The organism is Thermococcus sp. (genome assembly GCF_027063845.1).
Taxonomy (GTDB): Archaea; Methanobacteriota_B; Thermococci; order Thermococcales; family Thermococcaceae; genus Thermococcus.
Map to the genome: position 1 here is coordinate 1 of NZ_JAMOQU010000073.1, position 24760 is coordinate 24760.

Annotated in this window: 25 protein-coding genes, 1 tRNA gene and 1 riboswitch; of the genes, 14 read left to right on the plus strand and 12 right to left on the minus strand. The window is 54.6% G+C overall.

Translation table 11 applies throughout. The annotated features are described in order from the left end of the window. Nucleotides 1-301: 301 nt before the first annotated feature. Nucleotides 302-1165 (minus strand): prenyltransferase/squalene oxidase repeat-containing protein, encoded by an 864-nt coding sequence (locus MVO87_RS05520; protein WP_297515407.1) that lies wholly within the window; start codon nucleotides 1163-1165, stop codon nucleotides 302-304. A gap of 12 nt (nucleotides 1166-1177) precedes the next feature. Continuing rightward, nucleotides 1178-1252: riboswitch (Fluoride riboswitch) on the minus strand. Nucleotides 1253-1341: 89 nt separating this feature from the next. Between MVO87_RS05520 and MVO87_RS05525 the strand changes: the two genes are divergently transcribed. Then, a complete protein-coding gene (locus tag MVO87_RS05525; protein WP_297515410.1) occupies nucleotides 1342-2040 on the plus strand; it encodes a zinc metalloprotease in 699 nt (232 codons plus the stop codon). Here MVO87_RS05525 and MVO87_RS05530 read toward each other — a convergent pair. Then, nucleotides 2030-2485, minus strand: a complete 456-nt coding sequence (locus tag MVO87_RS05530) for a peroxiredoxin (RefSeq protein WP_297515413.1) — start codon at nucleotides 2483-2485, stop codon at nucleotides 2030-2032. The genes MVO87_RS05525 and MVO87_RS05530 overlap by 11 nt on opposite strands. 94 nt (nucleotides 2486-2579) lie before the next feature. On the opposite strand from MVO87_RS05530, the gene pyk reads away from it, so the two are divergent. After that, on the plus strand, nucleotides 2580-4016 hold the full coding sequence (gene pyk / locus MVO87_RS05535; protein WP_297515416.1) for a pyruvate kinase: 1437 nt from the start codon (nucleotides 2580-2582) through the stop codon (nucleotides 4014-4016). Between the two features lie 17 nt (nucleotides 4017-4033). Here pyk and MVO87_RS05540 read toward each other — a convergent pair whose 3' ends face one another. Next, nucleotides 4034-4831 carry a DNA integrity scanning protein DisA nucleotide-binding domain protein gene (locus tag MVO87_RS05540; protein ID WP_297515420.1) on the minus strand — a complete coding sequence of 266 codons (798 nt, stop codon included), beginning with the start codon at nucleotides 4829-4831 and terminating at the stop codon, nucleotides 4034-4036. A gap of 66 nt (nucleotides 4832-4897) precedes the next feature. Here MVO87_RS05540 and MVO87_RS05545 point away from each other — a divergent pair, with 66 nt between their 5' ends. The 5 genes from MVO87_RS05545 to MVO87_RS05565 are packed head-to-tail and all read left to right on the plus strand — an operon-like array spanning nucleotide 4898 to nucleotide 7848. Then, nucleotides 4898-5449: a UbiX family flavin prenyltransferase gene (locus tag MVO87_RS05545; RefSeq protein WP_297515423.1), complete on the plus strand. Its 552-nt coding sequence runs from the start codon at nucleotides 4898-4900 to the stop codon at nucleotides 5447-5449. Beyond that, nucleotides 5433-5915: an Lrp/AsnC family transcriptional regulator gene (locus tag MVO87_RS05550; RefSeq protein WP_297515426.1), complete on the plus strand. Its 483-nt coding sequence runs from the start codon at nucleotides 5433-5435 to the stop codon at nucleotides 5913-5915. Before MVO87_RS05545 ends, MVO87_RS05550 begins: the two co-directional genes overlap by 17 nt. A gap of 1 nt (nucleotide 5916) precedes the next feature. Further along, nucleotides 5917-6423: a class IV adenylate cyclase gene (cyaB, locus tag MVO87_RS05555; protein ID WP_297515429.1), complete on the plus strand. Its 507-nt coding sequence runs from the start codon at nucleotides 5917-5919 to the stop codon at nucleotides 6421-6423. A 29-nt stretch (nucleotides 6424-6452) separates the two neighbouring features. Continuing rightward, nucleotides 6453-6911: a class III signal peptide-containing protein gene (locus MVO87_RS05560; RefSeq protein ID WP_297515432.1), complete on the plus strand. Its 459-nt coding sequence runs from the start codon at nucleotides 6453-6455 to the stop codon at nucleotides 6909-6911. Next, nucleotides 6892-7848, plus strand: a complete 957-nt coding sequence (locus MVO87_RS05565; protein WP_297515436.1) for a glycoside hydrolase family 191 protein — start codon at nucleotides 6892-6894, stop codon at nucleotides 7846-7848. The genes MVO87_RS05560 and MVO87_RS05565 overlap by 20 nt, the downstream gene beginning before the upstream one ends. Here MVO87_RS05565 and ychF read toward each other — a convergent pair. Further along, nucleotides 7820-9013: a redox-regulated ATPase YchF gene (gene ychF / locus MVO87_RS05570; RefSeq protein ID WP_297515467.1), complete on the minus strand. Its 1194-nt coding sequence runs from the start codon at nucleotides 9011-9013 to the stop codon at nucleotides 7820-7822. The genes MVO87_RS05565 and ychF overlap by 29 nt on opposite strands. A 113-nt stretch (nucleotides 9014-9126) precedes the next feature. On the opposite strand from ychF, the gene MVO87_RS05575 reads away from it, so the two are divergent. Together MVO87_RS05575 and MVO87_RS05580 are read left to right on the plus strand one after the other, a co-directional pair. Then, nucleotides 9127-11235: a PEGA domain-containing protein gene (locus tag MVO87_RS05575; protein ID WP_297552495.1), complete on the plus strand. Its 2109-nt coding sequence runs from the start codon at nucleotides 9127-9129 to the stop codon at nucleotides 11233-11235. A 72-nt stretch (nucleotides 11236-11307) separates the two neighbouring features. Beyond that, the gene (locus MVO87_RS05580; protein ID WP_297515442.1) at nucleotides 11308-12132 is read left to right on the plus strand and encodes an MBL fold metallo-hydrolase; all 825 of its coding nucleotides are present in this window, start codon (nucleotides 11308-11310) and stop codon (nucleotides 12130-12132) included. Here the strand turns inward: MVO87_RS05580 and cuyB are convergent. Beyond that, nucleotides 12119-12826, minus strand: a complete 708-nt coding sequence (gene cuyB, locus MVO87_RS05585; protein WP_297515445.1) for a cysteate racemase — start codon at nucleotides 12824-12826, stop codon at nucleotides 12119-12121. The two genes, MVO87_RS05580 and cuyB, sit on opposite strands and share 14 nt — an antisense overlap. A gap of 2 nt (nucleotides 12827-12828) precedes the next feature. Beyond that, nucleotides 12829-13173: a cupin domain-containing protein gene (locus MVO87_RS05590; RefSeq protein WP_297515448.1), complete on the minus strand. Its 345-nt coding sequence runs from the start codon at nucleotides 13171-13173 to the stop codon at nucleotides 12829-12831. A gap of 130 nt (nucleotides 13174-13303) precedes the next feature. Here MVO87_RS05590 and MVO87_RS05595 point away from each other — a divergent pair, with 130 nt between their 5' ends. Genes MVO87_RS05595 through MVO87_RS05610 form a run of 4 tightly spaced genes read left to right on the plus strand, consistent with a single transcriptional unit; the run spans nucleotide 13304 to nucleotide 16488 of the window. Beyond that, on the plus strand, nucleotides 13304-14671 hold the full coding sequence (locus MVO87_RS05595) for a TldD/PmbA family protein (RefSeq protein WP_297552509.1): 1368 nt from the start codon (nucleotides 13304-13306) through the stop codon (nucleotides 14669-14671). Then, the gene (locus MVO87_RS05600; protein ID WP_297552497.1) at nucleotides 14664-14936 is read left to right on the plus strand and encodes a DUF4258 domain-containing protein; all 273 of its coding nucleotides are present in this window, start codon (nucleotides 14664-14666) and stop codon (nucleotides 14934-14936) included. The genes MVO87_RS05595 and MVO87_RS05600 overlap by 8 nt, the downstream gene beginning before the upstream one ends. After that, the gene (locus MVO87_RS05605) at nucleotides 14933-15160 is read left to right on the plus strand and encodes a DUF2283 domain-containing protein (RefSeq protein WP_297552499.1); all 228 of its coding nucleotides are present in this window, start codon (nucleotides 14933-14935) and stop codon (nucleotides 15158-15160) included. The genes MVO87_RS05600 and MVO87_RS05605 overlap by 4 nt, the downstream gene beginning before the upstream one ends. Before the next feature lie 2 nt (nucleotides 15161-15162). Beyond that, entirely contained in the window at nucleotides 15163-16488 is a 1326-nt protein-coding gene (locus MVO87_RS05610) for a TldD/PmbA family protein (protein WP_297552501.1), read from the plus strand. Between the two features lie 101 nt (nucleotides 16489-16589). Here MVO87_RS05610 and trm5b read toward each other — a convergent pair whose 3' ends face one another. Both trm5b and MVO87_RS05620 read right to left on the minus strand, forming a co-directional pair. After that, complete coding sequence (trm5b, locus tag MVO87_RS05615; RefSeq protein WP_297516702.1) at nucleotides 16590-17585, minus strand: tRNA (guanine(37)-N1)-methyltransferase Trm5b; 996 nt, start codon at nucleotides 17583-17585, stop codon at nucleotides 16590-16592. 337 nt (nucleotides 17586-17922) lie between these two features. After that, a tRNA-Glu gene (locus MVO87_RS05620) sits at nucleotides 17923-18000 on the minus strand. Nucleotides 18001-18089: 89 nt separating this feature from the next. On the opposite strand from MVO87_RS05620, the gene trm10 reads away from it, so the two are divergent. Further along, nucleotides 18090-19199: a tRNA (guanine(9)-/adenine(9)-N1)-methyltransferase gene (gene trm10 / locus MVO87_RS05625; protein ID WP_297516706.1), complete on the plus strand. Its 1110-nt coding sequence runs from the start codon at nucleotides 18090-18092 to the stop codon at nucleotides 19197-19199. A gap of 45 nt (nucleotides 19200-19244) precedes the next feature. Here the strand turns inward: trm10 and MVO87_RS05630 are convergent, their stop codons facing one another. The 4 genes from MVO87_RS05630 to MVO87_RS05645 form a co-directional block, all read right to left on the minus strand. Continuing rightward, nucleotides 19245-21911, minus strand: coding sequence for a valine--tRNA ligase (locus MVO87_RS05630; RefSeq protein WP_297552511.1), 2667 nt, complete (start codon nucleotides 21909-21911; stop codon nucleotides 19245-19247). 266 nt (nucleotides 21912-22177) lie between these two features. Beyond that, the gene (locus MVO87_RS05635; protein ID WP_297514671.1) at nucleotides 22178-23140 is read right to left on the minus strand and encodes an aminotransferase class I/II-fold pyridoxal phosphate-dependent enzyme; all 963 of its coding nucleotides are present in this window, start codon (nucleotides 23138-23140) and stop codon (nucleotides 22178-22180) included. Next, entirely contained in the window at nucleotides 23125-24009 is an 885-nt protein-coding gene (cbiB, locus tag MVO87_RS05640) for an adenosylcobinamide-phosphate synthase CbiB (protein ID WP_297514673.1), read from the minus strand. The genes MVO87_RS05635 and cbiB overlap by 16 nt, the downstream gene beginning before the upstream one ends. Then, on the minus strand, nucleotides 23997-24743 hold the full coding sequence (locus MVO87_RS05645) for a uracil-DNA glycosylase family protein (RefSeq protein WP_297514675.1): 747 nt from the start codon (nucleotides 24741-24743) through the stop codon (nucleotides 23997-23999). Before MVO87_RS05645 ends, cbiB begins: the two co-directional genes overlap by 13 nt. Nucleotides 24744-24760: the final 17 nt, after the last annotated feature.

Sequence of the window (24760 nt, forward strand, 5' to 3'; positions counted from 1 at the left end):
GTGCTATCAGCCCCATCAATCTCGCGTTCATTCCATCACCCCTGCCCTTTGCCTGTTAAATGTCTTCTTCAGCGAGAAAAACGTTCATCCCCAGGCAATTAGGAACCTTTAAAATCTTTTGGTTTTCGTCCAGGGCTGTCCTTATTTCCGAAGCCATACGGAGATGTAGTAGTGTATCCACCCCCAACCCCCAACGGCCAATGTTTCTCCCTCCTTTCCTTCCGCCCACGTTCTGGGCTGACTTCCCTACCGGCAAGGAATTCCACGGCCTCAATGGATGCTCCCTCCCCCTCGAACTTCCCTAAAGGTACCGCATCATCGAGTCAACGACCGCCAACGCGCGGTAGGTGTTCTGGAAGTTTGAAATGCCCAGCTCAAGGCTCCTCCTGAAGCCACCGTTGGGGTTCTGGAGCCCGCGGATGAACCAGACGTGCCCCATCTGACAGGTGGGGGTCTCGTTCTGAAGCTCAAGGCCTCTCGTTGCATAGAACGTCGGCTCAAGGTATGGCGGAAGGCTGTAGGGAACCTCGGTGAAGCCCCCCATGGGGCAGAGCTCGCAGTTTCTGAAGTGGGGACTCTTCGGTGGCATGTAGCCGAGGGTGTGGAGTGTGAAGAGCGCCTGGTAGGTCATGGTCGTGGTCGGTTGCTTGACGCCGTAGCCGTTTTCGTTGCGGAACTTCATGACGAAGGACCTTATGGCCTCCCTCTCGTCGGGGTTGAACCTGAGCCCTATCGTATTGAAGGCCTTGGTGACCCAGTATGTTGCTTCGAGCGGTGTTGCCGCCCCGAACTCCTCGCTCCCGCCGAGGCCGACGGCGAACCTGCCTTCTGCGGGGTTGTACTTGGTGAAAACGATGTCGCTCTTCTCCCTCGCGACGTTCTTGGCCCCGAGCAGGGCGAGGCCTTCGAGCGCCATCGCTATTGCCACAACTGCAGTCTGGGGCTGGATGGCGTTGCCCAGGAACTCTATGGTTTTCTCTGGCTCCGGGAACTCGATGCCGAGGAGGTCGTAGATTTTAATCGCGTAGTATGTATCGTTCACGTTCGTGTCATCGAGAACGCTAACGAAACAGTAACCGCCATCCTCGTGTCTTCTATCCTTGACGTATCGTAGGACGGCATCAACGTCAACATAACGTCCGATTTCGTAAAGCTTCGAGCCCATTCTCTCACCTCCGGGAGAACAGGCGTCATCAGCCCCTTCGGGCGGTTCGGGCTCGAAGCCCGGGCGGACGCCATCGCCCGTATTCACTTGGGGTGGTGCCTTAAAAGCATCATGGTTCAACGCTCTAAAGAACGCTTATAAAGCCAGCCAAACCTAAGTCTGAGCGAGGGTAGAATATGGAGTTCATAGGCTTCACCTACGTCACCAACTTCCTTGAAAACACCCTGAAGGACGCGATGTTCGAGGTCGTTGACGAGGCCAACAGGCTCTTCGCGGACTGGGGCCTGCGGGTGAGGTTCGTCTATCTCGACAGCCTGACCCTCGAGCCGGGCTACCTGATAAACGTCAAAACCCCGGAGGGCACGGTGAGGCTTTACCCGCTCGAAGTTCTCGTTGACTTCCTCGACTACCGCCTCAAGGTTGAACTTGAGAAGGATGATGAAATCGCCATGAACAAAATCCTCGGCCTGATAAGCTTTCCGCTCGCGTCGAGGAACCGCTACTTCGACTTCTACGAGAGCTTCTTGGGGTTCCAGGCAGAAAGACTCGGAAGGAGAATAATGGTGTTATCCATGAGGCCCTTTGAGTCGGACGTTCTGCGGATGACCCTCAGAACCCTTGAGAACCCCCACGTGGAGGAGGAAGTTAAGCGCCTCGCCAGGAGAATTCTCTCGCGCGAGCTCGAGACCTTCAAGGGGCGCCTCCTCAAGGGCATCCTTCACGAGGTCGGCCACGCCTTCGGCCTTGAACACTGCTCCAACCCCTGCGTTATGAATCCTCCGGCAACGATGGAGGAGTGGGACTCCCGACCGGCGGTCTTCTGTGATTCCTGCATGGAAAAACTGAACGAGAGCTTGGGTAGCTTCACCCTTTGAGTTCCCTAGCAGCCTTGAGAACCCTTTCGGCGTGTCCCTTTGCTCGGACGTTGCGCTTCTCCCACACGATTTCGCCCTCGGGGTTTATGATGAACGTGCTCCTTATGACGCCCTCGTACTCCTTTCCGTAGCGCTTCTTCTTTCCCCACGCGCCGAGGGCCTTGATGAGCCGAACCTTGGGGTCGCTCAGGAGTTTCACCTTTAGCCCGTGCTTCTCCTTGAAGCGCCTGTGGCTCTCAACAGAATCCTTCGAGACTCCGATTACCTGGAAGCCGAGCTTCTCGAATTCGGGAAGCAACTCCGTGAACTCCTTCGCCTCAGTAGTACAGCCCGGCGTGTTGTCCTTGGGGTAGACGTAGAGAACCGTCCACCTGCCCTTTACGAGGTCCCCGAGCCTGACCTTTTGCTCATCTTCGTCGTAAACCTCAACCTCAAGGAACCCCATGAAACCACCGGAGCTTTTAGGGTGCCCTAATTAATAAACCTTCCGCGGGAAACGTTTTTTAGCGGGAGCGCGTAGTCCCTTCTTAGGTGGTAGCATGAGACTTCCGGGGCAGAAGACGAAGATTATAGCGACCCTCGGTCCGGCTTCACTCAAGGAGAAAACGGTTTCTGCGATGGTTCGCGCTGGCATGAGCGTCGCGAGGCTCAACTTCGCCCACGGTGACCTCAAACAGCACGAGAAGGCTGTAAAGCTCGTCAGGAAGGTTTCAGAGAAGCTCGACAGGCCTGTAGCGATACTCGGCGACCTGCCCGGCGTCAAGATTCGCGTTGGGGAGATAGAGGGTGGTTCCGTCAACCTGAGGCGCTGGCAGACGATAACGCTGACCACGAGGGACGTCGTTGGGAACGAAGCGGTAATCCCCGTCGAGTTCAAGGACTTCCCGAGGATGGTCTCCAAGGGCGACGTGATTTACCTCAGCGACGGATTCATAGCGCTCCGCGTTGAGGAAGTCCGCGGTCAGGACGTTATCTGTAAGGTTCTCGTTGGAGGTACGCTGTTCTCCCACAAGGGCATAAACATTCCGAAGGCAAGGCTGGCAATAGATGCGGTGACCGAGAAGGATTTGGAGTTCGTGGAGTTTGCCCTTGAGGTCGGTATTGATGCCGTGGGCATAAGCTTTGTCGGGTCCGCCTATGACGTCCTCAAGGTCAGGCGCTTCGTTGACTCCCACAACGGGGAGCTATTCCTCATAGCAAAGATAGAACGCCCCGACGCGGTCAGGAACTTCGAGGAGATTCTCAACGCCTCCGACGGTGTGATGATAGCGAGAGGTGACCTTGGAGTCGAGATGCCCATTGAGAAGCTCCCGATACTCCAGAAGAAGCTCATCAGGAAGGCCAACTGTGCTGGAAAGCCCGTCATAACTGCTACTCAGATGCTCGAAAGTATGACGCACGAGAAGCTTCCCACCAGGGCAGAGGTCACCGACGTCGCCAACGCCATCCTCGACGGAACCGACGCCGTCATGCTCTCCGAGGAAACTGCAGTTGGTAAGTATCCGGTTGAAGCCGTCAAGATGATGGCGAGGATTGCCAAAACCACCGAGGCCTACCGCGACAGCCTCTGGACGAGCAGAACGGTCGAGTGGAAGATGAACGAGTGGAAGGGGCGCGGGCCGACGAAGGGAACGATAAAGGACGCTATAGCGAGGAGCATCATAGAGGCCCTTAACTCGATTGACATCAAGTACATACTAACGCCCACCAGAACGGGACAGACCGCGAGGCTCATAGCAAGGTTCAAGCCGAAGCAGTGGGTTCTAGCCTTCGTCACCAACGAGTGGGTCGCCAACACACTGATGTTCTCATACGGAGTCTACCCGTTCAAGGTGGAAGAAACGAGCGAAAGGGAGATAATCCGCCTCATAACGGGCCTCGGGCTCGTGAGTGAGGGAGACACCGTTCTGCTGACCAAGGGAACGCCGATAGGAAGGACTGCAGGAACGAACACCATAAGGATTTTCAACGTCTGACCCTTTCTTTTCTGCCTTTAGTATCTCAGCCTCGGGTTGTACTCGAGGAGCATAAGGCCGTTCTTGAAAATCCTTATCGTCCCACTCTCCGAGAGGCTAATGGCCATCGCCTTCGTCAACTTTGTTATTCCGGCGGCCGCGATGTGCCTGCTCCCCAGGCCCGGCGGTAGCATGAGGTCTATGACCTTTGGCTCGACTTCGAGGTACCTACCCGCTGATACTATCCGCCCGTCCTCCCTTATGACGAACGCCCCGTCGAGCTGGGCGAACTCCTTTATTATCTCCTTGCTGTCCCTATCGAGGACGTTTATCCTGTGTCCCTTGAAGGGGTTTGGAATCAGCTGGTGCGAGTGCTTTAGGACCCTCCTCGTGTCGCCGATGACGAATATCGTTCCGACAGGCGTTCCTTCTCTACCCTCTATGCTGAGCTCTATGGCAATCTCCAGCATTCTTTGAAGGACGCTCTGGTTCTGGGCGAAAAAGCTCTTCATCGCGGAGATTCCCTTCTTGACGGTCTTGATGCCTATCGAGTCCTCGGTAACGTAGACAAAGGAATCACCCTCACTGACGATGTTGTGCTCCAGGAGAAACGCGGAAAGCAGGTTGAGCACGTTGTTGAGGTCGAGGTTCTGGGGAATGGACACCTTCTTGACCTTTTCATCCTCAACGTCAAAAGACGAACCGACGAGGACAACGGGCAGGTCGGTGTCGGGTATTTTCTTTTCCTCTACTTCCTCCATTATCACGAGGGCTTTGGCACCGAGTCTCTTGGCTATCTCGAGGGCGCTCTCAATGAGAACGGGATGTATCTTCATGGCACTTCGATGTTTTTCGGTCAAAAAGGTATAAAAAGATAGCGGGGAAGCGATAGTGGTGATGTCATGAGGGTAGTGGTTGCAATAACCGGTGCGAGTGGGGCCGTGTACGGAATAAGGCTCGTTGAGGTTCTTCGCGAACTCGGCCATGAAGTCATTCTTCTTGCGACGGAGACCGGGATAAAGGTTGCCCGCCACGAGCTCGGCGTTGAGCTCAAACCGGATTATCCTGAGGACAACCTCTTCGCGCCAACAGCCTCGGGTTCTTACCCGTTTGACGCGATGGTGATTGCCCCCTGCTCGATGAAGACCCTCTCGGCGATAGCCAGTGGTTACGCCGACAACCTGATAACCAGAACTGCGGACGTCGCTCTGAAGGAAAGACGAAAACTCGTGCTCCTTATAAGGGAAACTCCCCTCAACGCAATCCATATCGAAAACATGCTTCGCGTGACTCGCGCGGGAGCGATTGTAATGCCCGCCTCGCCTGGATTTTACACAAAGCCGAAAACTGTGGATGATATAATAAACTTTATAATCGGCAAAATCTTAGATATTCTGGAAATTAACAACGATATTTACCAGCGCTGGGGGATTCCCCATGGTACAGTTGGATGACCTTGATAGGGCTATACTCAGACTCCTCAAGGAGGACGCTCGCCTGACCATCTCCGAGATAGCGGAGAGGTTAAATCGACCCGAGTCAACGATACACTTTAGAATCAAAAAGCTCCTGGAACGGGGTGTAATCGAGCGGTACACGATTATTCTGGGTGATTCACTTCGTCCCAAGGCGGTTGCGCTGATTTACATTCAGGCCGAAACACCAATCATCGAGGATTTCCTTGAGAAGTACATCAACTACATCATGAAGACCCTCTCGATTCTCCCAAACGTTCTCGCAGTTGCGAGGAGCGGGAAGGACAGTGTTGTTGCCCTCGTCGGGGAGGAGAGCGAGGACAAGCTCAACAAGTTCATTGACGAGACTATAAAGGTCTTACCAACGCTGAAGCGCGTGGAAGTGATTCCCCTCCAGGACTTCGTCAAGGGCGAGGACCTCGTGGGCTTCCTCGTGAGGGTCTGACATGGAGGTTGAAGTGAAGTTCAGGGTCGATTTTGAAGAAACGAGGCGAAAAATCGAGTCCCTTGGAGCCCTCTTCGTCAGGGAGGAGCTCCAGGAGGACGTTTATTTCTCCCTACCCCGCCCAAAGCTTCTCCGCGTGAGGAAGCTCGACAACCTCGGGAAGGCTTTTCTGACCTACAAGGAAATCAAGGACCCGGGCAGGAACGAGGAGTTCGACGAGTTTGAAGTTGAGGTTTCGGACTTCGACACAACCGTCGAGATTCTCAAGCGCCTCGGCTTCGGGGAAGACATCGTCGTGAGGAAGAGGAGACTCGTCTACCGCCTGGGCGATGTCACCTTCGAGCTCAACGACGTTGAAGGCCTTGGCGGTTTCCTCGACATAGAGGTCATTTCCGATGACGTTGAGGAAGCTAAGAAGAAAATCTGGAAAGTTGCAGGGCTCCTTGGCCTGAACAAAGACGACGTGGAGCCGAGGCTTTACCAAGAGCTTGTTAAATCGGGAAGGTAACTTTTATAGCAAGTTTCCTCAAAATACACTTGGGTGACCACATGAGAAGGGGGCAAGCGTCCCTTGAATACCTGTTCATGATAGCTGTTGCCCTTGTAATCGTGTTCATCGTTGTATCAACAATGAGCAGGTCAGCCAGAAACGTTCCCGACAACCAGGTTATAATCCCATGGGTAGACCCTGTTGACATACCCCAATACAACGTGAGCGATGAGTATTTTACCTATTACGTTTATGTACAGCCTGTGGGCAGTAACCTTTACAATCTGACATACATACTAACCGCCAAGAAAGACCTCCACAACGTTAAGGTGCAGGCAATTTTGAAATGCGAAAAACAGCCAGAGTACATCGAACCCGAGTATCTCTACATCGTCCAGACATATCAGGAAGTACCGAGGGGATGGTACGTCTCCAACTACTGGACTCCCATAAAGGAAGATGAGTTCCCGTGCCAGGTGACGTTCAATGTCTGGGTGGGCTCTTAGGGTTGCGGTGTTTGTACTCCTGCTACTCACCCCAAGCGCTTTCGCGACTTCTTTTGCCGTCTACTATGGAAATATTGGGCCCTCTGAGTTTCAAGAGCTGAGCGGATTTGATATCATCGTGCTTGCGCCCACCGTGAACGCCACCTACGTTTCACGCCTTGCCAGGCATCACGTCGTCGTCGGCTACCTGAGTCTGGCAACCATCGGGGGCTGGGAGCCCTGGGCGAAGGACGTTTCCAGAGACATCGTGATAGGGGAAAACAAGGAGTGGGGTGAAAAGGTTGTAGACTTCTCATCACCAAAGTGGAGGAGTATTGTTCTCGACGAAGCAATCCCATACATCCTTTCGAGGGGTTTCGACGGTGTTTTCCTTGACAACGTCGATTATGTTGACTTGTACCCAGAGAAAAAGCGAGCCATGGTGAACCTTATAAGGACAATAAGGGAACGCTACCCGAGAATGGTTATTATCGTGAACAGAGGGTTCTCGATAAAAGACGAGGTCGCCCTGTACGTTGACTACGTTCTCTTCGAGGACTTTGTGACGTACTACGACTTCTCCACAGGGAAATACAAAATTTTCAGCGAAAGCGACCTCGAATGGGAGTTCGAACAGGTGAAGGAACTCCAGGCCCTCCACGTTCCCGTGCTGGCCCTGAGCTACGCTGACCTCAACAACGAGACCCAGGTCAGGGAGTTCAGCGAGGTAATATGCTCCTATGCTGAAAAATACAACGTATCCGGGGTTTATCTGGCCGATGTGAGCCTCCAGAAAATCGGCATAAACCCATGTGTCGAAACAGAGGGACAAACGGAGAAAGGTGAGAGCTCTACTGTACGTTTTAAAACCTTCAATGAGAAAGGCAAGAGAAAGATCTGCGGGCCTGCATTTATGCTCCTGCCGGTGCTCATTTTGCCGTTGCGACGATTTTTATGATGTCGTTGAACTGAAGCTCGTAGTCCTCCCCGACGCGCCTCTTCGTTCTGGCATTCACCGCGTAGAGGAAAGTCCTTCCGAGGTCGGTGTGGACCTTGTAGGCCAAATCCCTCGGCGTCGAGCCCTTCGGGAGAAGGTAGACGTGAGGTAGGACGTTGCCGAACTGGTCAGTGAGCTTGTTCTCGTCCTGAACTGGGTAGACCGGAATGAGGTTAAGGAGCTCGAAGACCGCCCTGTTTATGACCTCCTGAACGCCGGTCGAGCCGAAGCGGTCGAGGACTTTCTCCTTAATCAGCTGAAGGGCCTTCTCCTGCTTGGGGTTCATCTTCTTGACGATTTTGAAGTCGCCCGAGCCCGGAATGTATTCAATGAAGCCCGCCTTTGCCGCCTTCCTGAGGGTCAGCTCTGCTGCCGCTGATGTAGGAACGACGATGTAGCCCCTTTTCTTTCCCTCCTCGATGAGCCTCTTGATTTGCTCGTCGCTTGCCGCGTCAGCTTTGTTCGCGGCTATTATTATCGGCTTGTTTATTTTTCTCAGCTCGCGGACGAAGGAGAGCAAATCCTCGTCGCTCCACTTGGTGGGGTCGCCCGGAAGGCCCACCCTGTGGATAGCTTCCCAGACGTCCTCCTCGGTTACTCCGATTCCGGAGAGGTGGTCGGCGATGGCCTGTTCTAATTTCATGTGCTGGAGTTTAATCCTCTTCGCGAACTTCTCCCAGCCCTTCTTAAGTATCCCATAAATCCAGTAGTCTATCTCCCTCTCTAAAAATTCTATGTCCTCGACTGGGTCGTGGTAGTCCGTGGGCTGTCCCTCGGCGTCGGTCTTTCCGGTGGCATCTATGACGTGGATTAATGCGGACGCCATCCTCAGGTCGTCGAGGAACTTGTTGCCCAGACCGCGCCCCTCGTGAGCTCCAGGAACGAGACCGGCAACGTCAATCATCTTTATCGGAATCAGGGCCTTCCCCTCGCGGTACTCGTAGTTCTGGGGGTTCGGCTCACAGCCGAGCTCTCTGCAGGGGTGCTCCGCTATGGCATAGCTCACGCCGACGTTGGCATCAATGGTTGTGAATGGATAGTTTGCTATATCAACGTCAACGAGGGTAGCCGCTGAAAAGAACGTTGACTTTCCGACGTTTGGCTTTCCAACGACGCCTATCTCCATTCCTCCCACCGGCCTAAATTGGGGGGAGGGTTTTAAGAGGTTGCGGTGAGGGAAGTATCGAGCTACAAAAATTTATTTAATTTGGCCCGGGGTATTCAAAGAGGTGGAGTGAGATGAAAAGGCCCCTTTTACTTGTCATCGTCCTTATATTGCTGCTATCCCTTGTCCCGGCCCGGGTGATGCCCTTTGAGTTCAATATGGACGGCCTGATGAAGGAGGCTGTCGTAGTGGGAGTGGAAGAGGTGGATGGCACAGTCTATGCTCTCGGCATTGCGTCGAGTGGTGGGGGCTCCTGCGATGGGTACGCGGTACTGCTGGCAATCTCTCCCAACGGCACCCTTGAGTGGTGGAAGGTCTTAGCTAGAGAAAGGTTTGAGGGAATTGACACTGATGTAGAGTTCTGGCCTTACTTTGAGATGGTCTCGGACAAAGGATGGCTGATGGTGAGTGGCGTTGAGTGCGTCGAGAATCCATGGGAAAACAAATATGACCTACAGTCGTGGTATTTTCAGTGGAACGAGCACGGCGATTACAAAGAGGTATCCTTCTCCGGTATCGCCTCGGGGCTCACAGTGTTGAACGGAACCCCCTACGTTCTGATAACATACCCTGGCCGCGCTTCCCATATCTCTATTTTCACCACCTTTGGAAGGGATTTGGCGGCCTTTCTTAACTTAACCCTCACGGATATAACCACAGATGGGCGGTTCATATACACCGCGGGCCTCGCCGATGACGGTCTTCCAGTGTTCCTCCAACTTTCACCTTCCGGGAAGGTTGTGAAGTCCCTCAAGTTCCACTTCAGGCCCACCGGAGACACTCCAGTAAGGGTGAAGTTATTGGAAGGTGAACCGGTGCTCCTCATGTGCCGTTCTGGAACAGGCAGCGTTATCTACCCCGAAAGGGGCAAAGCCTTTTCCGTTAGGGGTTTCTGTCCCTTCGATGCCGAGTACATTAATGGAACGACCTTTATTGTGGGAGTGTACGATGAAGAAGGCGCCGTTTTGAAAATCCACGACGACGTTTTCACGCTGACATTAAACCCTGCCTATTCCCTTACAGTCATCTCCGGTGAATTCGTTGGGGGCGGTGGAAACGGGAGCTTTTACGTGGCCACGCTGGAGGACTTTCTAAGGGAAGGGACGACCTTCCACGTCATCCCCAAGTGGGTAGACCCAGATATAGAGCCCTTCAAACCTGTGAAGGGCGGGGTTGGATACATGGGCCTGATAATGGATATCAAACTTTTGAATCCTCTGGGATACGTGGAGATATGGCCCAATCCAATGAATGCGGATGTGTACATTAATGGGAATCTCGTCGGGGACGGTCCCACGAAACTCACACTACTAGGTGGCAGATACTATCTTGCAATCTACGCCCACAACTGGACGGCTTACAAATACGAGGGTAACCTCACCGTGATTCCTGGAAAGAAGAGAGTTCTTAATCTTCCCCTCACGTGGTACCGTGGGTGGATAATCGTCAACGGCACACCCCGAGACGCTGAAGTGTACGTGGACGGTGAATACGAGGGCAGAATAGGAGACAACATAACCGTCGATGCGGGCAACCATACAATCACCATAAAATCTGACGGATACAGAACTCTCAGCACGAACGTAACAGTTCCCGCCTTTAAGACGATTTATCTCAACGTGACCCTTGACCCAGTCGCCGTCCTATACATAACGTCGCGAGTGTCGAATACGAAGGTTTACATCAACGGAACTTTCTACGGTGAGATAAAATACCCGAACGATGAACTCAGGATTGAGCTTCCGCCGGGGAAATACATCCTCACAGCCACGCGCGAGGGTTACTTGAATTACACGGAGGAGCTCGCCCTCACGGCTCCATTGGTGGTCCTCCTGGAGGTTCGGTTCAAATCGGCCTATGGTTTTCTTAACGTTACGACGGAACCATCGGGTGCGAGGGTTATTGTGGATGGGCGGGATATAGGAACGACTCCCCTCGTTATAAGCCTGCTCCAGGGAAGACACGAAGTGAGGATTCTGAAAGAGGGCTATGAACCTTATTCTGCCAACATCACCATAACCGCGGAAGAGATGAAACTCCTGCCGCTGAGACTGAAGCCACTCAGAACGACTTCGCCGGAGACAGCTCCTCGGGAAAGCCCTCCTATGGGAGCTGTTCTCGGCGTTACGCTGACAATGCTTGCCGCTGGTCTGATAGTTCTCTGGAGGAGAAGGGCCCCATGACTTTCAGTTTCCCAAGCAGATTTCACCCGAAAACTATAACTTTTCTTTTTCCTAATCCCTCCGGTGGAAACAATGCGCGTGGTTGTTCTCGTCGAGGACTACTCGGGCTATGAGAGCCCGTTCCTTGCCCAGCACGGCGTCAGCTTCCTCATCGAGGCCGATGGAAGGAGAATTCTCTTTGATACCGGCCAGAGCGCCGAACCAGTGCTCCACAACATGAAGCTCCTCGGAATCGAGCCGGCCTCTATAGACTACCTCTTCCTGAGTCACTGCCACTACGACCACACCGGCGGGCTTTTGGGGATTCTAAAGGCCATCGGAAGGCGCGTTCCTGTTATAGCGCACCCCTCGATTTTCAGAAGACACTTCATCACCAGGCCATACCTCCGCGAGGTCGGCGTTCCCTTCAGACGGGAGGAGATTGAAGAGCTCGCTGACCTCTACCTCACCGCCGACCCGCTTCTGATAACGGAGAACGTCCTCTCAACGGGCGAGATAACCGAGAGGGAGGGCTTTGAGAGGGCCGAGCTCGAGGTTTACACCATCGAGAACGGAAAGGTCGTGAGGGACGAACTGAGGGACGACATGAGCCTCGTCGCTAAGACTCCAGAGGGGCTCGTTGTTATAAGCGGTTGCAGTCACGCGGGAATAGTGAGCATAGTGAAGCACGCGATACGGTTGACGGGGGAGGAGTGCGTCAGGGCCGTCATCGGGGGCTTTCACCTGATTGAAGCGGGCGAGGAGAGGATAAGGAAGACCGTCGAAGAGTTTCAGAGGCTCGGCGTTGAGGAGGTCTACACGGGGCACTGCACCGGTCTGAGGGCGGAGGCAGAGTTCCTGAAGGCCTACGGCGAGCGCTTCCACAAGCTCCACTCGGGAATGGTCATCGAGCTCTGAGCTCCTCAAGTCCGAGGGCAAGCCTTACGGACTTCTCGGCTATAACATCCATAGGGTCAATCAATGGAACGCTTAAGTCGTCAGGCTTGAGCGCAACGCTGACCTCGGTACAGCCTGCGATTATCCCTTCGGCTCTCTTTTCGAGTTTTTTTGCAACATCGAGAAGCAACTTTCGCCCGAGTTCAAGGTTTCCGCCTTTGACTCCATCGTAAATCCCCCGCATTACCTTTCTCTGGTCTTCCTTGTTGGGAACGACTATACCTACACCTCTCCTCAGGAGCGCGCGGTGGTAGACGAGGCCCTTTATCGTTCCGTCGGTGGCCAAGAGGCCCACCTTCCTGAGGCCCATCTCCTTCACGCGTTCCGCGGTCTCCTCGACCATGTTGACAAGCGGAATCCGTATGGCCTTCTGGATGTCCTCGGCGAAAAAGTGGGCCGTGTTGCAGGGCATTATGATGAAGTCTGCGCCCCAGCTTTCGAGCTTTTTGGCGCTCTCTATCAGCTCGGGCCTCGGGTCCTTGCCCCTGCCGAGGATGTAGGCTGTTCTGTCGGGGATTTTCGGGTTGTTGTAGATTATGATTCGCGGATGCTCCTGGTCCTTTTTAGCCGGGGTTTTCTCAACTATCCTTCTGAAGAGGTCGGCGGTCGCGAGCGGGCCCATTCCGCCGAGAATTCCAATGACCCTCTCGGTCATCTTCACTCCTCCAGCCAGACTGAATCGTCTCCATGATAGTTCAGCTTGACGACGAAGAGCCTGAAGGGCTCGTCCTTCTCGTTGATTACCCAGTGAACGGTCTTCGGCTTGACAAGAAAGATATCACCCGGCCTCGCGAGGTACTCGGTCTCGCCGATGCCCAGCCGAGCTTCACCGCTCATTATGTAAAACAGCTCATACTGGTGGAGGTGGTAGTGCTTCTTAACCGTCTGCCCCGGCTTCACCTCGACTATCTGGGCGTAGCTACCCTCCGGCAGTTCGCCTTCAAAGAGCGGGAGCTTTCTGTATGTGCCTCGGTCTATGAGGTTCTTGATTTCGGCCTTCATGCTCTCACCCCGCTAAAATTCGCTCGGGGGTCTGAAAAAGGTTTTCCTTTCGACCTTCATCGAAATGCTCAAAAGACTTTTATAGTTGTCCATCCCACAATGGATTGGACAAACGTCAACGGTGGTGGACATGGAGGCACTTGAAAGGGCCCTTAAGTGGGCTGAAGAAAACCTGAAGGCCGAGTACATCGAGCTACGCTACGAGGATTTGAGAAAGACCACGCTCGGCCTCAAGGACGGCGTCTTTACGAGCTTCACGGGGAAGCTCCACAGGGGCGTTGCCATAAGGGTTCTGGCGGACGGTGCCTGGGGCTTTGCCTCGACGAGCGAGCTTGAGAACCTTGAGAAGAAGATTGAAGAGGCCTACAAGCTCGCCAGGGCGGCCGCGCAGACGAAGAAGGAGAAAATCCAGCTGGCCGAGATAAAGCCCGTCGAGGACTTCGTGAAAAGCAAGATGCGCGTTAAGCCGAGGGAAGTGGACATTGAGGAGAAGGTCGCTCACCTGAGGGAGCTTGAGAAGCTCCTAAAGGAGGACGAGGCCGTTAAGAGCGTCCAGATTCGCTACGAGGACGGCGGAGGGAAGAAGATACTCCTCACCAACGAGGGAACGAGGATAGAGTGGGACTACAACTACCTCTACCAGGGAACCTACGTCACAGGTAAGGCCGACGGAAAGCTCGCGATGGCGAGGGACAGCATTGGAGCCGTTGACTACGGCTGGGAGCTCATGACCGAGATAGAGCCGAATGAGAAGGTGAAGGAGAGGCTTCTCAGGAAGATGCACAGCCAGCTGAAAGGAGTGGCTCCGAAGCGCGGTGAGTGGCCGATTGTGGCCGGCCCGATAGTCGTCGGAATCATCGCCCACGAGGCTTTAGGCCACCTCGCCGAGGCAGACCTCACGATAAACTCGCCCTTCAAAGACCTCATCGGCAAGCAGATCGCCCCGGAGTACGTCACGATGAGCGAGCGCATCGTTGAAGGCGGCTTCGGAAACGACAAGTACGACGACGAGGGCGTCCCGGTTAAGGATATCCACATCATCGAGAACGGAATCCTGAAGGAGATAATGCTCAACCGCGAGTACGCCCACAAGTGGGGCATGGAGCCGAACGGGCACGCGAGAGCTGAAAGCTACCGCTACCCGCCGATAATCAGGATGCGCAACACGGTCTTCGAGCCAGGCGACCACTCCTTCGAAGAGCTCATCGAGGACATCAAGTTCGGCTACTACGTCGTTGACTTCCGCGGCGGTCAGGCCCAGCTCAACAGCGCCTTCCAGGTCGGAATCCAGGAGGGTTACGTCATCAGGAACGGCGAGATAGCGGAGCCGATAAGGGACACCTCGATTACCGGCGTTGCCATAGAGGCCCTCAAGAAGATAAGCGCCGTTGGCAAGGACTTCGGCCTCGAGGTCGGCTTCTGTGGCAAGGGACAGACTGCCTTCGTCAGCTCAGGCGGCCCGCACATGAGGTTTGACGGGGGAATACTGATTGGCTGAGATTCACTTCACCGGGCACGCCGTTGAGTCAATGAAAAAGAGGAACATCAAGCCAGAGGAAGTCGTTGAAGCACTTGAAGACCCGGACATCAAGGCAATAGACACGCTCACGGGACACTTCGTTGTGGTGAAAGGCAACGGTAAAGCCCTGGTAGTGGTTTATGACGCCCGGCTTGGAGGCATAGAAGTGGTGACCGTTTACAAGGCATCGAGAAAGGCTCAAATAGAAAACCGCCTAAGAAAGGGCAGGTGGGTGAGAGTATGAAGGTTCGCTACGACCCGCAGGGGGACATCCTTTACATAGAAGTATCTCCCTCGAAGGTAGCCGAGACCGTTGAAATTGACGAAGATATCCTCGTGGATTACGATGAAAGCGGTAACATCGTGGGAATCGAGATATGGCGTGCCCGTGAAGTTCTCCTCGGAGAAATTATGAGGCGTTTGAAGGAATTGGGAGTTGAATCTAGCAAAATTGAAGCGGAGGGTTAAAGATGGAGAACCTCATACGCTACGCTGAGAAGCTCTTCGATGAGGTTGAGATTGCAGTTTACCGCTCGAGGGAGGTCAGCGCGAGCGTCGAGCTTAACGAGATTTCGATGGCCTCGACGAGGAGCGGTGCCGTAACGATAATCCGCGGTATAAAGGACAAGCGCCTCGGTTTAGCTATAGTGGACAGCGACGAGGAGAAGCGCGTTAAGGAAGCGATAGAGCAGGCCGCGAAGATGGCGAGGCTCAACAGCAGGGACGAGAAGTGGGTCTCACTGCCGGAGCCCGGAAAGTACCGCGAAAAGCCCAAGCCCAACTACGAGCTGAAGGAGGCCTCGCCGGACGTTCTCGTCGAGATGCTCGTCAGGGCCATAAAGCTCGCCCGCGAGAAAGAGCCAAACGCCGTCGTAGCCGGCGGAGAAGGCGGCGTCAGCTGGGAAGAGAGGCACGTCGTCAACTCCCACGGAGTGGACGTCTTCCAGGAGGGAGGCGCGGCGTTCTTCTTCGTTGAGCTCGTAGGCAGGAAGGAAGGCGTTGTGACGCCTGGAATTTTCGACTTCGACGCGAAGCGTGACCTAAACCTCGACGTTGAAGGGGTTGTCGAGAGGGCCGTCCAGAAGGTCAAGTGGGCCTACAGCGTCAAGCCGAGCAGGAACGAGGAGGTTCTGATAATCCTCGGCCCCTGGGCGATTGCAGGCCTCTTCAGCTACGCGCTCCTCCCTGCTTTCAGCGGTGAGCGCCTCGTCAAGGAAACCACGCCCTTAGCTGGAAAAGTGGGCGAGAAGATTGCGAGCGACGTTCTCACGATGTACGACGACCCGTTCCACGAGCTGTCGCTTGAGCCCGTCATAGCGGACGGCGAGGGCGTTCCGACGAGGAAGAACGTCCTCATTGAAAACGGAACATTCAGGGGATTCGTCTGGGACAACTACTGGGCGAAGGTTTACGGAACCGAGAGCACCGGAAACGGGAAGCGCGACCTGAGAAGTGGCGGAATAAACATCGGCTTCCACAACGTGGTTATTGAGAGGGGCAAGCGCTCCCTTGAGGACATGATAGCCGAAATCGACAGGGGTTACTTCGTGGACGGCTTCCAGGGCGCGCACTCCAGCAACCCGGACAACGGAAACTTTGCCGTAACTGCCAACCCTGCCTTCCTCATCGAGGACGGGGAAGTCGTCGGCTCGAGCGTCTTCCTCATAGCGGGAAACGTCTACGAGCTCCTCAGGCAGGCGAGTGAGGTAAGCAGGGAGCAGACGGTAATGCCCTTCATGAACACCATAACGACGCCCTTCATAAGGTTCGAGAACGTGAAGATAGCGGGGAAGTGAACCGACCCTTCTGTCATCTTCAATCTTTCCGTTTTTCTAACCTTAAGGGTGTTTTATCGGGAAAACAACTGCTTTTAAAGTCCCGTTTTCCACACGAAACATCACTTTAGAACCCTGAAGTCAATCGCGATGTTGAACTGCCTCGGCGCGTAGGGGCGGACCTTTCTCCTCTCAAGGAACTCAACCGAAAAGCCCAGCTCCCGAGCGACGGCCTTAATCCTCGCCTCGTGCTCCGAGTAGAGGTCTTCCTCCGGGGAAAAGCCATAGTAGTGGATTATCCCGCCGGACCTGACGCTAAGCATGGCCTCTCTCAAAAACCTATCTGCGAACTTGGGGAGGTTCATTATGACGCGGTCAGCCTTGAGTTTTCCTGCAACTTTCCTGACGTCTCCGAGGATTGGGACGACGTTGTGAGCTTTGTTCAGCCTGATGTTCTCCTCAAGGTAGCGGATTGCCCAAGGATTTAGGTCGCAGGCGAAGACAAGTTTCGCCTTCCTCGCGAGGAGTATTGAGTACGGCCCGACACCGGCGAACATGTCGAAGATGACTTCCCCGGGCTTCGCCTTTCTGAAAATCCTCATTCGCTCGGTTGCGAGGCGGGGGGAGAAGTAAACCTTGGCAACGTCGAGCTTTAACCTTATCCCGTTCTCGCGGTGGAGGGTTTCGGTTCTTTTCTCCCCAGCAAGGTAGATTAACTCTCTAACGCGGTATTCTCCCTCGACTTTACTTCCCTTGGCGAAGACTGCTTTGATGTGCTTGTGGACTTTGAGAATTGCCTCGCCGATTGCCTTCCCGTAGGGCATCAGCTCGTCGGGGAGCTCGATTATCGCGATGTCCCCGATTACGTCGAAGGAACTTGGAAGGAGCGGTTTAACACTATCCGGGACTTCAACGACCTCGCGGTAGCTGTGGGGCCTTCTCTTAAGCCTCTCGAACTCGGCTTCGACCAGCTCGAAGCCCTCTACTTCTTCAGTCACGGGGAACAGAACGAACTCGCCCTCCCGCCTGACGGCGTATCCCTTAGCTAGAACGCCGAGTTCGATGAGCTTCCTCCTCGCTTTTTCGGCCTCTCTCTTGAGGACTCTGACGGCGAGCATGACAGTTCACCATAAATGGAATTCAACACAAACACAATCTCCACTTCAAAAAACTTTCCGCTGGTTCTCAAAGTTTGTGATTCTTATAGGGCTCCTCTGCAAGGGGATTTCAAAATTAAACCCGCCGTTGAAAGTTTGAATTCACAGGACTAAGGCTCTTCCAAGCGGGTTCTACTTAAACCGCGCTCCGAAGGAGCGCTAAAGACGTGAACCCGTTTAAGAGGCGCTTTTAAATGAATCCGCCCCAAACGAGCAACTCGAAGAGAAATTCACTCAAAAACTGCTCTTCAAAAGAGAATCACGAGTTTTGATGAAACTTTGCCCAGCAAAGTTTCGATGGTGCCCCGGCCGGGATTTGAACCCGGGGCGCGGGCTCGAAAGGCCCGCATGTTTGACCGGGCTACACCACCGGGGCTCGATATTAGGGAAGGGTGAGCGTTTAAAAATCTTTCGCAGGTCTCGGCAAACCTTTTTAAACCTCCTCCCGAGCCTCAACCGATGGCCATGAAGACCCTCGCGGACGTTTTCAGGGATGCATTGAGGGAGAAGGGCATAGAGAGCATCGGAACGCTCTCGAAGCGCTTCCGAAAGTCGAAGAACAAGCTCCAGGACATTGCGATTGAGATAGTCCACGGCAAGGGCGCAATCTTCCGCGTCCCTGAGAAGACGGCAGTTGCGTGGGACCTGAACGGGAACCGCGTCGAGGGCTCTTACTATGCCTACGCCCCACTCTGCATGGCGGACAAGTTCGAGATGGTTCTCTCCCCCGAGGAGCTCCGCTCGAAACTTCCGGAGTGGCCCTACTTCATAATCGACCTCCAGCTCTGGGATAAGCACACTCAGAAGGAAAAGGGCAAGGTCTGCCTCCAGATTAACCAGAGCTACGGCCTTCTGCGCGACTACTTCACAGGGCGAGAGCTGGCGGTAACGTGGGTGAACGAGGAGTTCCGAGGGATGTTCCACGGTCCCCTTGACAGGATTACAGTCTATGATGGTCCAACGGCCGAGTTTTTGAAGGAGAAGGGAATAGACAAGGTCGTTCTCCTCGACCCTTGGGCGGACGAGGTTCTGAGCGAGAAGGACTTTGAGGTCAGGGCCTTTATAATTGGCGGAATCGTTGACACAGGCCACGACAAAAAGCTGACGCCGAAAATAGGCGAGGAGCTCGAAAATGCTGGAATCCGGGTCAGACGAAGGAAGATAGTCCTCAGGGGCGACGTTACGGGCGTTCCTGATAGAATAAACAGAATCCTCGGCATAATCCTCAAGATGATGGTGGAAGGAAAATCTATGGACGAGGCCGTTTACGAGCTTCAGGAACCGCTTCACGCCCGCTGGAGACTTAGAAAGGAGCTTCCGAAGAGGGCAACCCGCTACATGGTGGACGGGAAGACTTACCGCGTTGTCGAAAAGGAGCTGTTCGATGAGTACTCAAAGTGGCTCAAAATACGCTGGGAAGACTTTGTTAAAGTTCTCAGGGAGCTGGACTTGGTCGCTCTCGATAGAAAGAGGATTCACCACCTAAACAAAATTTCGAACGCGAGGATAATAAAGGGTAAGCCCTACCGCGTGATTCTGCTCAAAAAGGCTGCGATGCTGTGCTATAATTGTTGAGTTGAGGCGTTTTAGGGGGCAGGGAATCGAAGGGAAAGAAAGAACTCAGAAGAACACTATAACCGCGTCCCCAACGACTGCGGTCTCGACTTCCTCACCCTCGCTGAACACCGCCTTCCTGATGACGACATCGTCCTTACTCAGCTCGACCTTTTCTCCATCAACCTCGAACTCGACCTTTCCGGTCTCCTTGAGGGCCTTCGCTACCTCCTCTGCGTGCTCCTTGAGGTAGGCGGTAATCTTCGGCACGAGCTTGCCGTAGCGCGGACCGACTGTCCTGAAGTTGGGCTTTATCTCGGTTATGCGCTCCTCGAGCTCAGGCTCGCCCCTGATGACCTCAAGCCTCTCGATGTTCATCGTTCCGGCTATGTCCCTCTCTATTGTCTTGAGCTTCTCGTAGGAGTCTGTTGCATAGATGGCCATGTGCTTGAGCTTGGCGTTGAGGGCGAGGCCGTGAGAGTTCTTGTAGCGCCTTATTGCGCCTACTATTTCCCTCGCAAGCTCACCGAGCTTCTCGGCCTCTTCATCAATTCTGTCATCTCTGAACTTCGGCCACTCAAGGAGGTGGACGCTCTTGGCACCAACCCGCTCGCGGAAGAGGTTCTGGTAGAGCTCCTCGGTGATGTGCGGGACGAACGGAGCGAGCAGGAGCATCACGTTGTAGAGGAGCTCGTAGAGCGCCGCTTTTGCCTTGAGCTTGCTCTCCTCGTCGTCGCCGTAGAGGCGGTACTTAATCATCTCGATGTAGTCATCCGCCACCTCGTGCCAGACGAAGGTTATCAGCTCGCGCGTGAGCAGGTTGAAGCGGTAGCGCTCCATCTCCTCCGTGGCGAACTTGATGAGCCTGTGGAGCCTGCTGAGAATCCAGCGGTCGAGCGGTTCGAGCTCCTCGGGCGCTCTGGCCGGGTCGAAGTCCTCTAAGTGTCTCTCGGCGAAGCGGTAGATGTTCCAGACCTTCTGCAAAAACCTGAAGTTGTAGTCAACCGTCTCCCACTTGAACGGGTGGTCCTCTCCAGGCGGCGCTAAAGCAGTCCAGAGCCTCAGGGCATCGGCGCCGTACTTCGGAATGACCTCGTCTGGCGCTACGACGTTGCCGTAGCTCTTGCTCATCTTCCTTCCATCTGGTCCAGCGACCATTCCGTTGATGAGAACGTCGCGCCAGGGCTTCTGGCCGGTGAGCATGTAGGTCCTGAATATCGTGTAGAAGGCCCACGTCCTTATGATGTCGGTTCCCTGGGGCCTGAGCGCGGTCGGGAAGTTGTGCTCGAACCAGCGCTTCGCCTCCTCGTCGCCCTTGATGGCCTCGTGCCACCTGGTTATTATCAGTGGGGTTATGCTCGAGTCGACCCAGCAGTCGAGGACGTCGGTGACGGGCTTCGGCTCGCTTCCGTCGGAGCACTTCCTTGGAGGCTTGTCAAAGCGCGGGTCGACGGGCAGGTCTTTCTCATCGGGAAGAATTACCTCACCGTTATCGCAGACCCAGAAGGGAATCGGCGTTCCGAAGACCCTCTGCCTGCTTATGACCCAGTCCCAGTCCATTGACTCTGCCCAGTCTTTGAGGCGGAGGAACATGTCCTCGGGATACCAGTTGATTTCCTTCGCGACCTTGACTATCTCGTCCGTGAAGTCCTTCACTTTGATGAACCACTGCTTCTTGGGAAGTAGCTCAATCGGGGCCATACAGGAGCTCCTCTCGGTGTGTCTCAAAACTCTGTGCCTTATCTTCTCCTTCTTGTAGAGAAGACCCATCTTCTCGAGGTCTTCGGCAATCTTCTTTCTGGCCTCTTCAGTCTTGAGGCCTGCATAAGGCCCGGCGTTCTCGTTCATCGTTCCATCTTCGTTGATGGCTATGATGACCGGCAGGTTGTAGCGCTTCTGCCAGACGACGTCCTGCTCGTCACCGTAGGTACAGTTGTAGACCGCTCCGGTCCCAAAGCTCGGGTCAACGTCCTCGTCAGCTAAAACGGGCACCTCGCGCTCGAATATCGGCAGTTTAACCTTCTTGCCTACCACGTCCTTGTAGCGCTCGTCCTCGGGGTGGACGAAAACTGCCACACAGGCTGGCATCAGCTCGGGCCTCGTGGTGGCTATCGGGACGTGGCCGCTTCCATCCGCCAGCGGGAGCTTGATGTAGTAGAGGTAACCGTCCTCCTCGACGTAGCCGACCTCTGCCTTGGCAAGGCTCGTCCTGCAGCGCGGGCACCAGTAAACGGGGTGCTCGGCCTGGTAAAGGAGGCCCTTCTTGTAGAACTCGATGAGGGACTTCTGAACTGCCGCTTTATACCAGTCGTCCATCGTGTGGTACTCAAGGTCCCAGTCGGCGGAATAGCCTATCCTGATGAACTGATTTCTCATCGCCTCGATGGCCTGCCATGTCCACTCAACACACTTCTGGAGGAACTTCTCCGGTTCATCTTTGCTTATTCCAAACTCCTTCTCGACCTTTAGCTCCGTTGGAAGCCCGTGGTTGTCAAAGCCCTGCGGGAAGAGCACGTTGTAGCCGGTCATTCTCTTGTAGCGCGCGACGATGTCGATCCACGTGTGGCTGAGCACGTGACCGAGGTGGAGCGTTCCGCTCGTGAACGGGGGCGGAGTGTCAATTGCGTAGCTCGGCCTCTTCTCGTCGAGCTCGTACTTGTAGATTTTCTCATCGAGCCAGAACTTCTGCCACTTGGGCTCAATCTCGTTCGGGTCGTAGTTCTTCGGGAGCATGGACATCACCCTTTAGGTTTTCAGAGGATGTTCTACCCTCAGAAGGGGGCTTTAAAAATCTTGGCGGTGCCCTTTTGAGGACTAACCAAGAGGGAAAACCGACGAATTCAGGCGTTGAAATCAGTGTTGCGATGGACGATAGGCACCACCAGTGCGCTGAAATGAGCCGAGGCTTAAAAAGTTTGCTTTGGGTTGCAGAATTAAACAATACAGGAGTTACACAATTAGATAATTGCTGAACTAAAGAAGAACATTGGGGAGCCCCATTAAAAACCAAGCTCCCTGAACGCCCTGATAAGCTTGTCGTTCTCCTCAGGTTTTCTCACCGAAAAGCGCACGTGCTCGGGAAGTCCGAAGCTCACACAGCTCCTCACAAGGATTCCGCGCTTCTTCATGGCCTCAACGAACCCCTCAACGTTTCCGACGCGCTTGATGAAGAAGTTTGCGTCGCTTTTCACGCCAAGTGCCTTCTCAATCCTCTCCTTCTCGCGCCAGATTAGGGGCATAGTTCTCCTGAGGTGCTCGAAGCCATCTTTGATAAGGGACTCAAGGAAAGCAACCCCCGTCGAGCCTATGCCCCAGGGCATTCTAACGCTTCTGAAGGCCTTCTCAAAGCCGGTGACGTAGCCGACCCTTATCCCCGGCAGGCCGTAGCTCTTTGTGAAGGTTCGAAGCTTCACGATGTTTTCCCCTTCTGGGCTCTCCGGTTTCTGCACGAAGTCTATGAAGGCCTCGTCCAGGACGAGGAGCGCCTCTTTCTCTTCCACCGCATCGAGGACTGGCTTGAGCTCCCTAACATGGTAGAACTTTCCGTTCGGGTTGTTGGGGTTGCAGAAGAAGACGACCGAGTTTCTCTCGACGAGTTCTGCCAGCTTCTCTGGTTCGTTTGGGCCTTTGACGACTCTCGCTCCAAAAATTCTCGCTGTTCTCTCGTACTCGCCGTAGGTGTGGCGCGGAATAACAACTCTTCGCCCGCGGAGCGCGAGGATTCCAAGTAAATAGAGCGCCTCGGTGATGCCGGCAGTTATGGTTAGAGGCTCGCCAACAAGCTCGGTGAGTTCCTCCTCAAGCCTTTCGTAGTAGGGGTAGCGGTTGCTGATTTCTCTCGCGCGTTTGAACATCTCGTCGAGCCACTCCGGCGGATATGGGTTCAGCGACGCGGAGAAGTCGAGCAAGCCTTCTTCCCTCGCACCTCCGTGATAGGCTGAGAACTTCACGGGCTCAAGCATGGACACACCCCCGTTGCGAGGAGTAAAAGGACGATTCCAATCCATTCGGCAACGACTAACCAGTAAACCTTTAGGGCCCGTTTTATGTCTTCGTTCTTCGGCTCTCTCCCGGGAAATCGATAAACACCGGGTTTCTCAAGCCAGACTCCGAGAACGGCGCTCATGGCCGACATCGGCTTGTCGGAATTTATCTTAAACCTCGCGAGGCGGTAGTGCCTGAGAACCTTCAAACCGCCGAGAGGGAGGTATAGGAGAACCGTTAATCGAGCTGGAATGAAGTTAAGAACGTCGTCTAATCTGGCGGAAAACTTGCCGAAGAACTCGTAGCACTCGCTCCGGTAGCCGAGCATGGCATCGAGCGTGTTCACCGCGCGGTAGAACAAAGCTCCTGGGAGGCCGAAGAGGAGGAAGTAGAACAGCGGAGCGATTACGGAGTCGTTGAGGTTTTCAGCCAAGCTCTCTATCGAGGCGGAGTTGAGATGACTTTCGTCGAGATTTTTAACGTCTCTGCTCACTATCATTGAAACGGCCTCCCGCTTCTCATTGATGTCCTCGGTTATCGTCCTTGCGACGTGCTCGTGGAGGCTCTTTACCGCGAAGGAGCTTTTCAGGAGGTAAACCGCGACGACGTAGTTGAGTGGGAAGGGGAGGTAATGGGAAAGGAGCGAGAGGGCTAAAGCGAAGGCAATGACGAGCAGAGCCGTTAAAACCCCCGCAAGGAAATCCGGAAGGGGGCCCCTTCGCTTCCACTTCACGTCGAGAAATCCCGCTACCCTTCCGAACCAGACCACCGGGTGGAGCTCAACCGGTGGTTCTCCAAGGAGAAGGTCCCAGAGGAGCGCGAGGAGAAAGACGATTAGGGCGTCCATTCCCCGAAGGCCTCCCTAATTTTAGCGTACTCGGCGAGCATCTCATCATTCGGCTCGCGGACTCCGCGACGCACATACCAGGCTGGATGCCTCAAGTACTCCACCTCAAAGCCGAGCTCCCGAAGGGCCCTTTCGGCGGTTTTGCCGAGGGCAAAGATTGCTCCTGGCCTGAGGATTTCAAGTTCCCTCGCGAGGAGCTCGTAGGCGCCTTCCGGAACGCGGGACAGCCTGTTGTTCGGAGGGTTGCACTTTACGGCGTTGGTTATGTAAACGAAGTCCGGGTTGATGCCGAGGCTAAACAGGGTCTTTCGGAGAAGCATGCCGGAGGCGTCGCGATAGAAGCACACACCCGTCTTCCCACAGCCCCTCCTTCCAGGTGCTTCGCCCACGAGGACAACCCTGGAGCCCGTCCAGCCGTTGGCAAATGGCAGTCCCTCGAACTCACCGACCTGGAGCTGGTAGCGCAGGTTCTCCCCGCCACAGAAGTACTCGGGGTCCGTTAGAAGAGAGCAGTAGAGGGCCGAGAGGTCTATCGCCCGGGCCTCGGAGGACTCATCGGTCACTAAAAACCGTTCCTTAGGGTTGTAAATCGCCCGCGCGTAGGTTCCGTAGATTTTCTCATCCAGACTCAGGAAATCGCGCCAGGTTTTCAGTAAAAGTGGCTTAGCCCGTAGGTTTCGCGGATTAACGTAGACGTCGCCGGCCCTCTCGAGTTCATCAATCCGAATCAGCATAATGGATAAAAGCTCCA

What these genes read in the sequence shown, in the direction of transcription:
- MVO87_RS05520 (WP_297515407.1), bottom strand. Translation starts at nt 1,165, where the DNA reads ATGGGCTCGAAGCTTTACGAAATCGGACGTTATGTTGACGTTGATGCC.
- MVO87_RS05525 (WP_297515410.1), top strand. Translation starts at nt 1,342, where the DNA reads ATGGAGTTCATAGGCTTCACCTACGTCACCAACTTCCTTGAAAACACC.
- MVO87_RS05530 (WP_297515413.1), bottom strand. Translation starts at nt 2,485, where the DNA reads ATGGGGTTCCTTGAGGTTGAGGTTTACGACGAAGATGAGCAAAAGGTC.
- pyk (WP_297515416.1), top strand. Translation starts at nt 2,580, where the DNA reads ATGAGACTTCCGGGGCAGAAGACGAAGATTATAGCGACCCTCGGTCCG.
- MVO87_RS05540 (WP_297515420.1), bottom strand. Translation starts at nt 4,831, where the DNA reads ATGAAGATACATCCCGTTCTCATTGAGAGCGCCCTCGAGATAGCCAAG.
- MVO87_RS05545 (WP_297515423.1), top strand. Translation starts at nt 4,898, where the DNA reads ATGAGGGTAGTGGTTGCAATAACCGGTGCGAGTGGGGCCGTGTACGGA.
- MVO87_RS05550 (WP_297515426.1), top strand. Translation starts at nt 5,433, where the DNA reads ATGGTACAGTTGGATGACCTTGATAGGGCTATACTCAGACTCCTCAAG.
- cyaB (WP_297515429.1), top strand. Translation starts at nt 5,917, where the DNA reads ATGGAGGTTGAAGTGAAGTTCAGGGTCGATTTTGAAGAAACGAGGCGA.
- MVO87_RS05565 (WP_297515436.1), top strand. Translation starts at nt 6,892, where the DNA reads ATGTCTGGGTGGGCTCTTAGGGTTGCGGTGTTTGTACTCCTGCTACTC.
- ychF (WP_297515467.1), bottom strand. Translation starts at nt 9,013, where the DNA reads ATGGAGATAGGCGTCGTTGGAAAGCCAAACGTCGGAAAGTCAACGTTC.
- MVO87_RS05575 (WP_297552495.1), top strand. Translation starts at nt 9,127, where the DNA reads ATGAAAAGGCCCCTTTTACTTGTCATCGTCCTTATATTGCTGCTATCC.
- MVO87_RS05580 (WP_297515442.1), top strand. Translation starts at nt 11,308, where the DNA reads ATGCGCGTGGTTGTTCTCGTCGAGGACTACTCGGGCTATGAGAGCCCG.
- cuyB (WP_297515445.1), bottom strand. Translation starts at nt 12,826, where the DNA reads ATGACCGAGAGGGTCATTGGAATTCTCGGCGGAATGGGCCCGCTCGCG.
- MVO87_RS05590 (WP_297515448.1), bottom strand. Translation starts at nt 13,173, where the DNA reads ATGAAGGCCGAAATCAAGAACCTCATAGACCGAGGCACATACAGAAAG.
- MVO87_RS05595 (WP_297552509.1), top strand. Translation starts at nt 13,304, where the DNA reads ATGGAGGCACTTGAAAGGGCCCTTAAGTGGGCTGAAGAAAACCTGAAG.
- MVO87_RS05605 (WP_297552499.1), top strand. Translation starts at nt 14,933, where the DNA reads ATGAAGGTTCGCTACGACCCGCAGGGGGACATCCTTTACATAGAAGTA.
- MVO87_RS05610 (WP_297552501.1), top strand. Translation starts at nt 15,163, where the DNA reads ATGGAGAACCTCATACGCTACGCTGAGAAGCTCTTCGATGAGGTTGAG.
- trm5b (WP_297516702.1), bottom strand. Translation starts at nt 17,585, where the DNA reads ATGCTCGCCGTCAGAGTCCTCAAGAGAGAGGCCGAAAAAGCGAGGAGG.
- trm10 (WP_297516706.1), top strand. Translation starts at nt 18,090, where the DNA reads ATGAAGACCCTCGCGGACGTTTTCAGGGATGCATTGAGGGAGAAGGGC.
- MVO87_RS05630 (WP_297552511.1), bottom strand. Translation starts at nt 21,911, where the DNA reads ATGCTCCCGAAGAACTACGACCCGAACGAGATTGAGCCCAAGTGGCAG.
- MVO87_RS05635 (WP_297514671.1), bottom strand. Translation starts at nt 23,140, where the DNA reads ATGCTTGAGCCCGTGAAGTTCTCAGCCTATCACGGAGGTGCGAGGGAA.
- cbiB (WP_297514673.1), bottom strand. Translation starts at nt 24,009, where the DNA reads ATGGACGCCCTAATCGTCTTTCTCCTCGCGCTCCTCTGGGACCTTCTC.
- MVO87_RS05645 (WP_297514675.1), bottom strand. Translation starts at nt 24,743, where the DNA reads ATGCTGATTCGGATTGATGAACTCGAGAGGGCCGGCGACGTCTACGTT.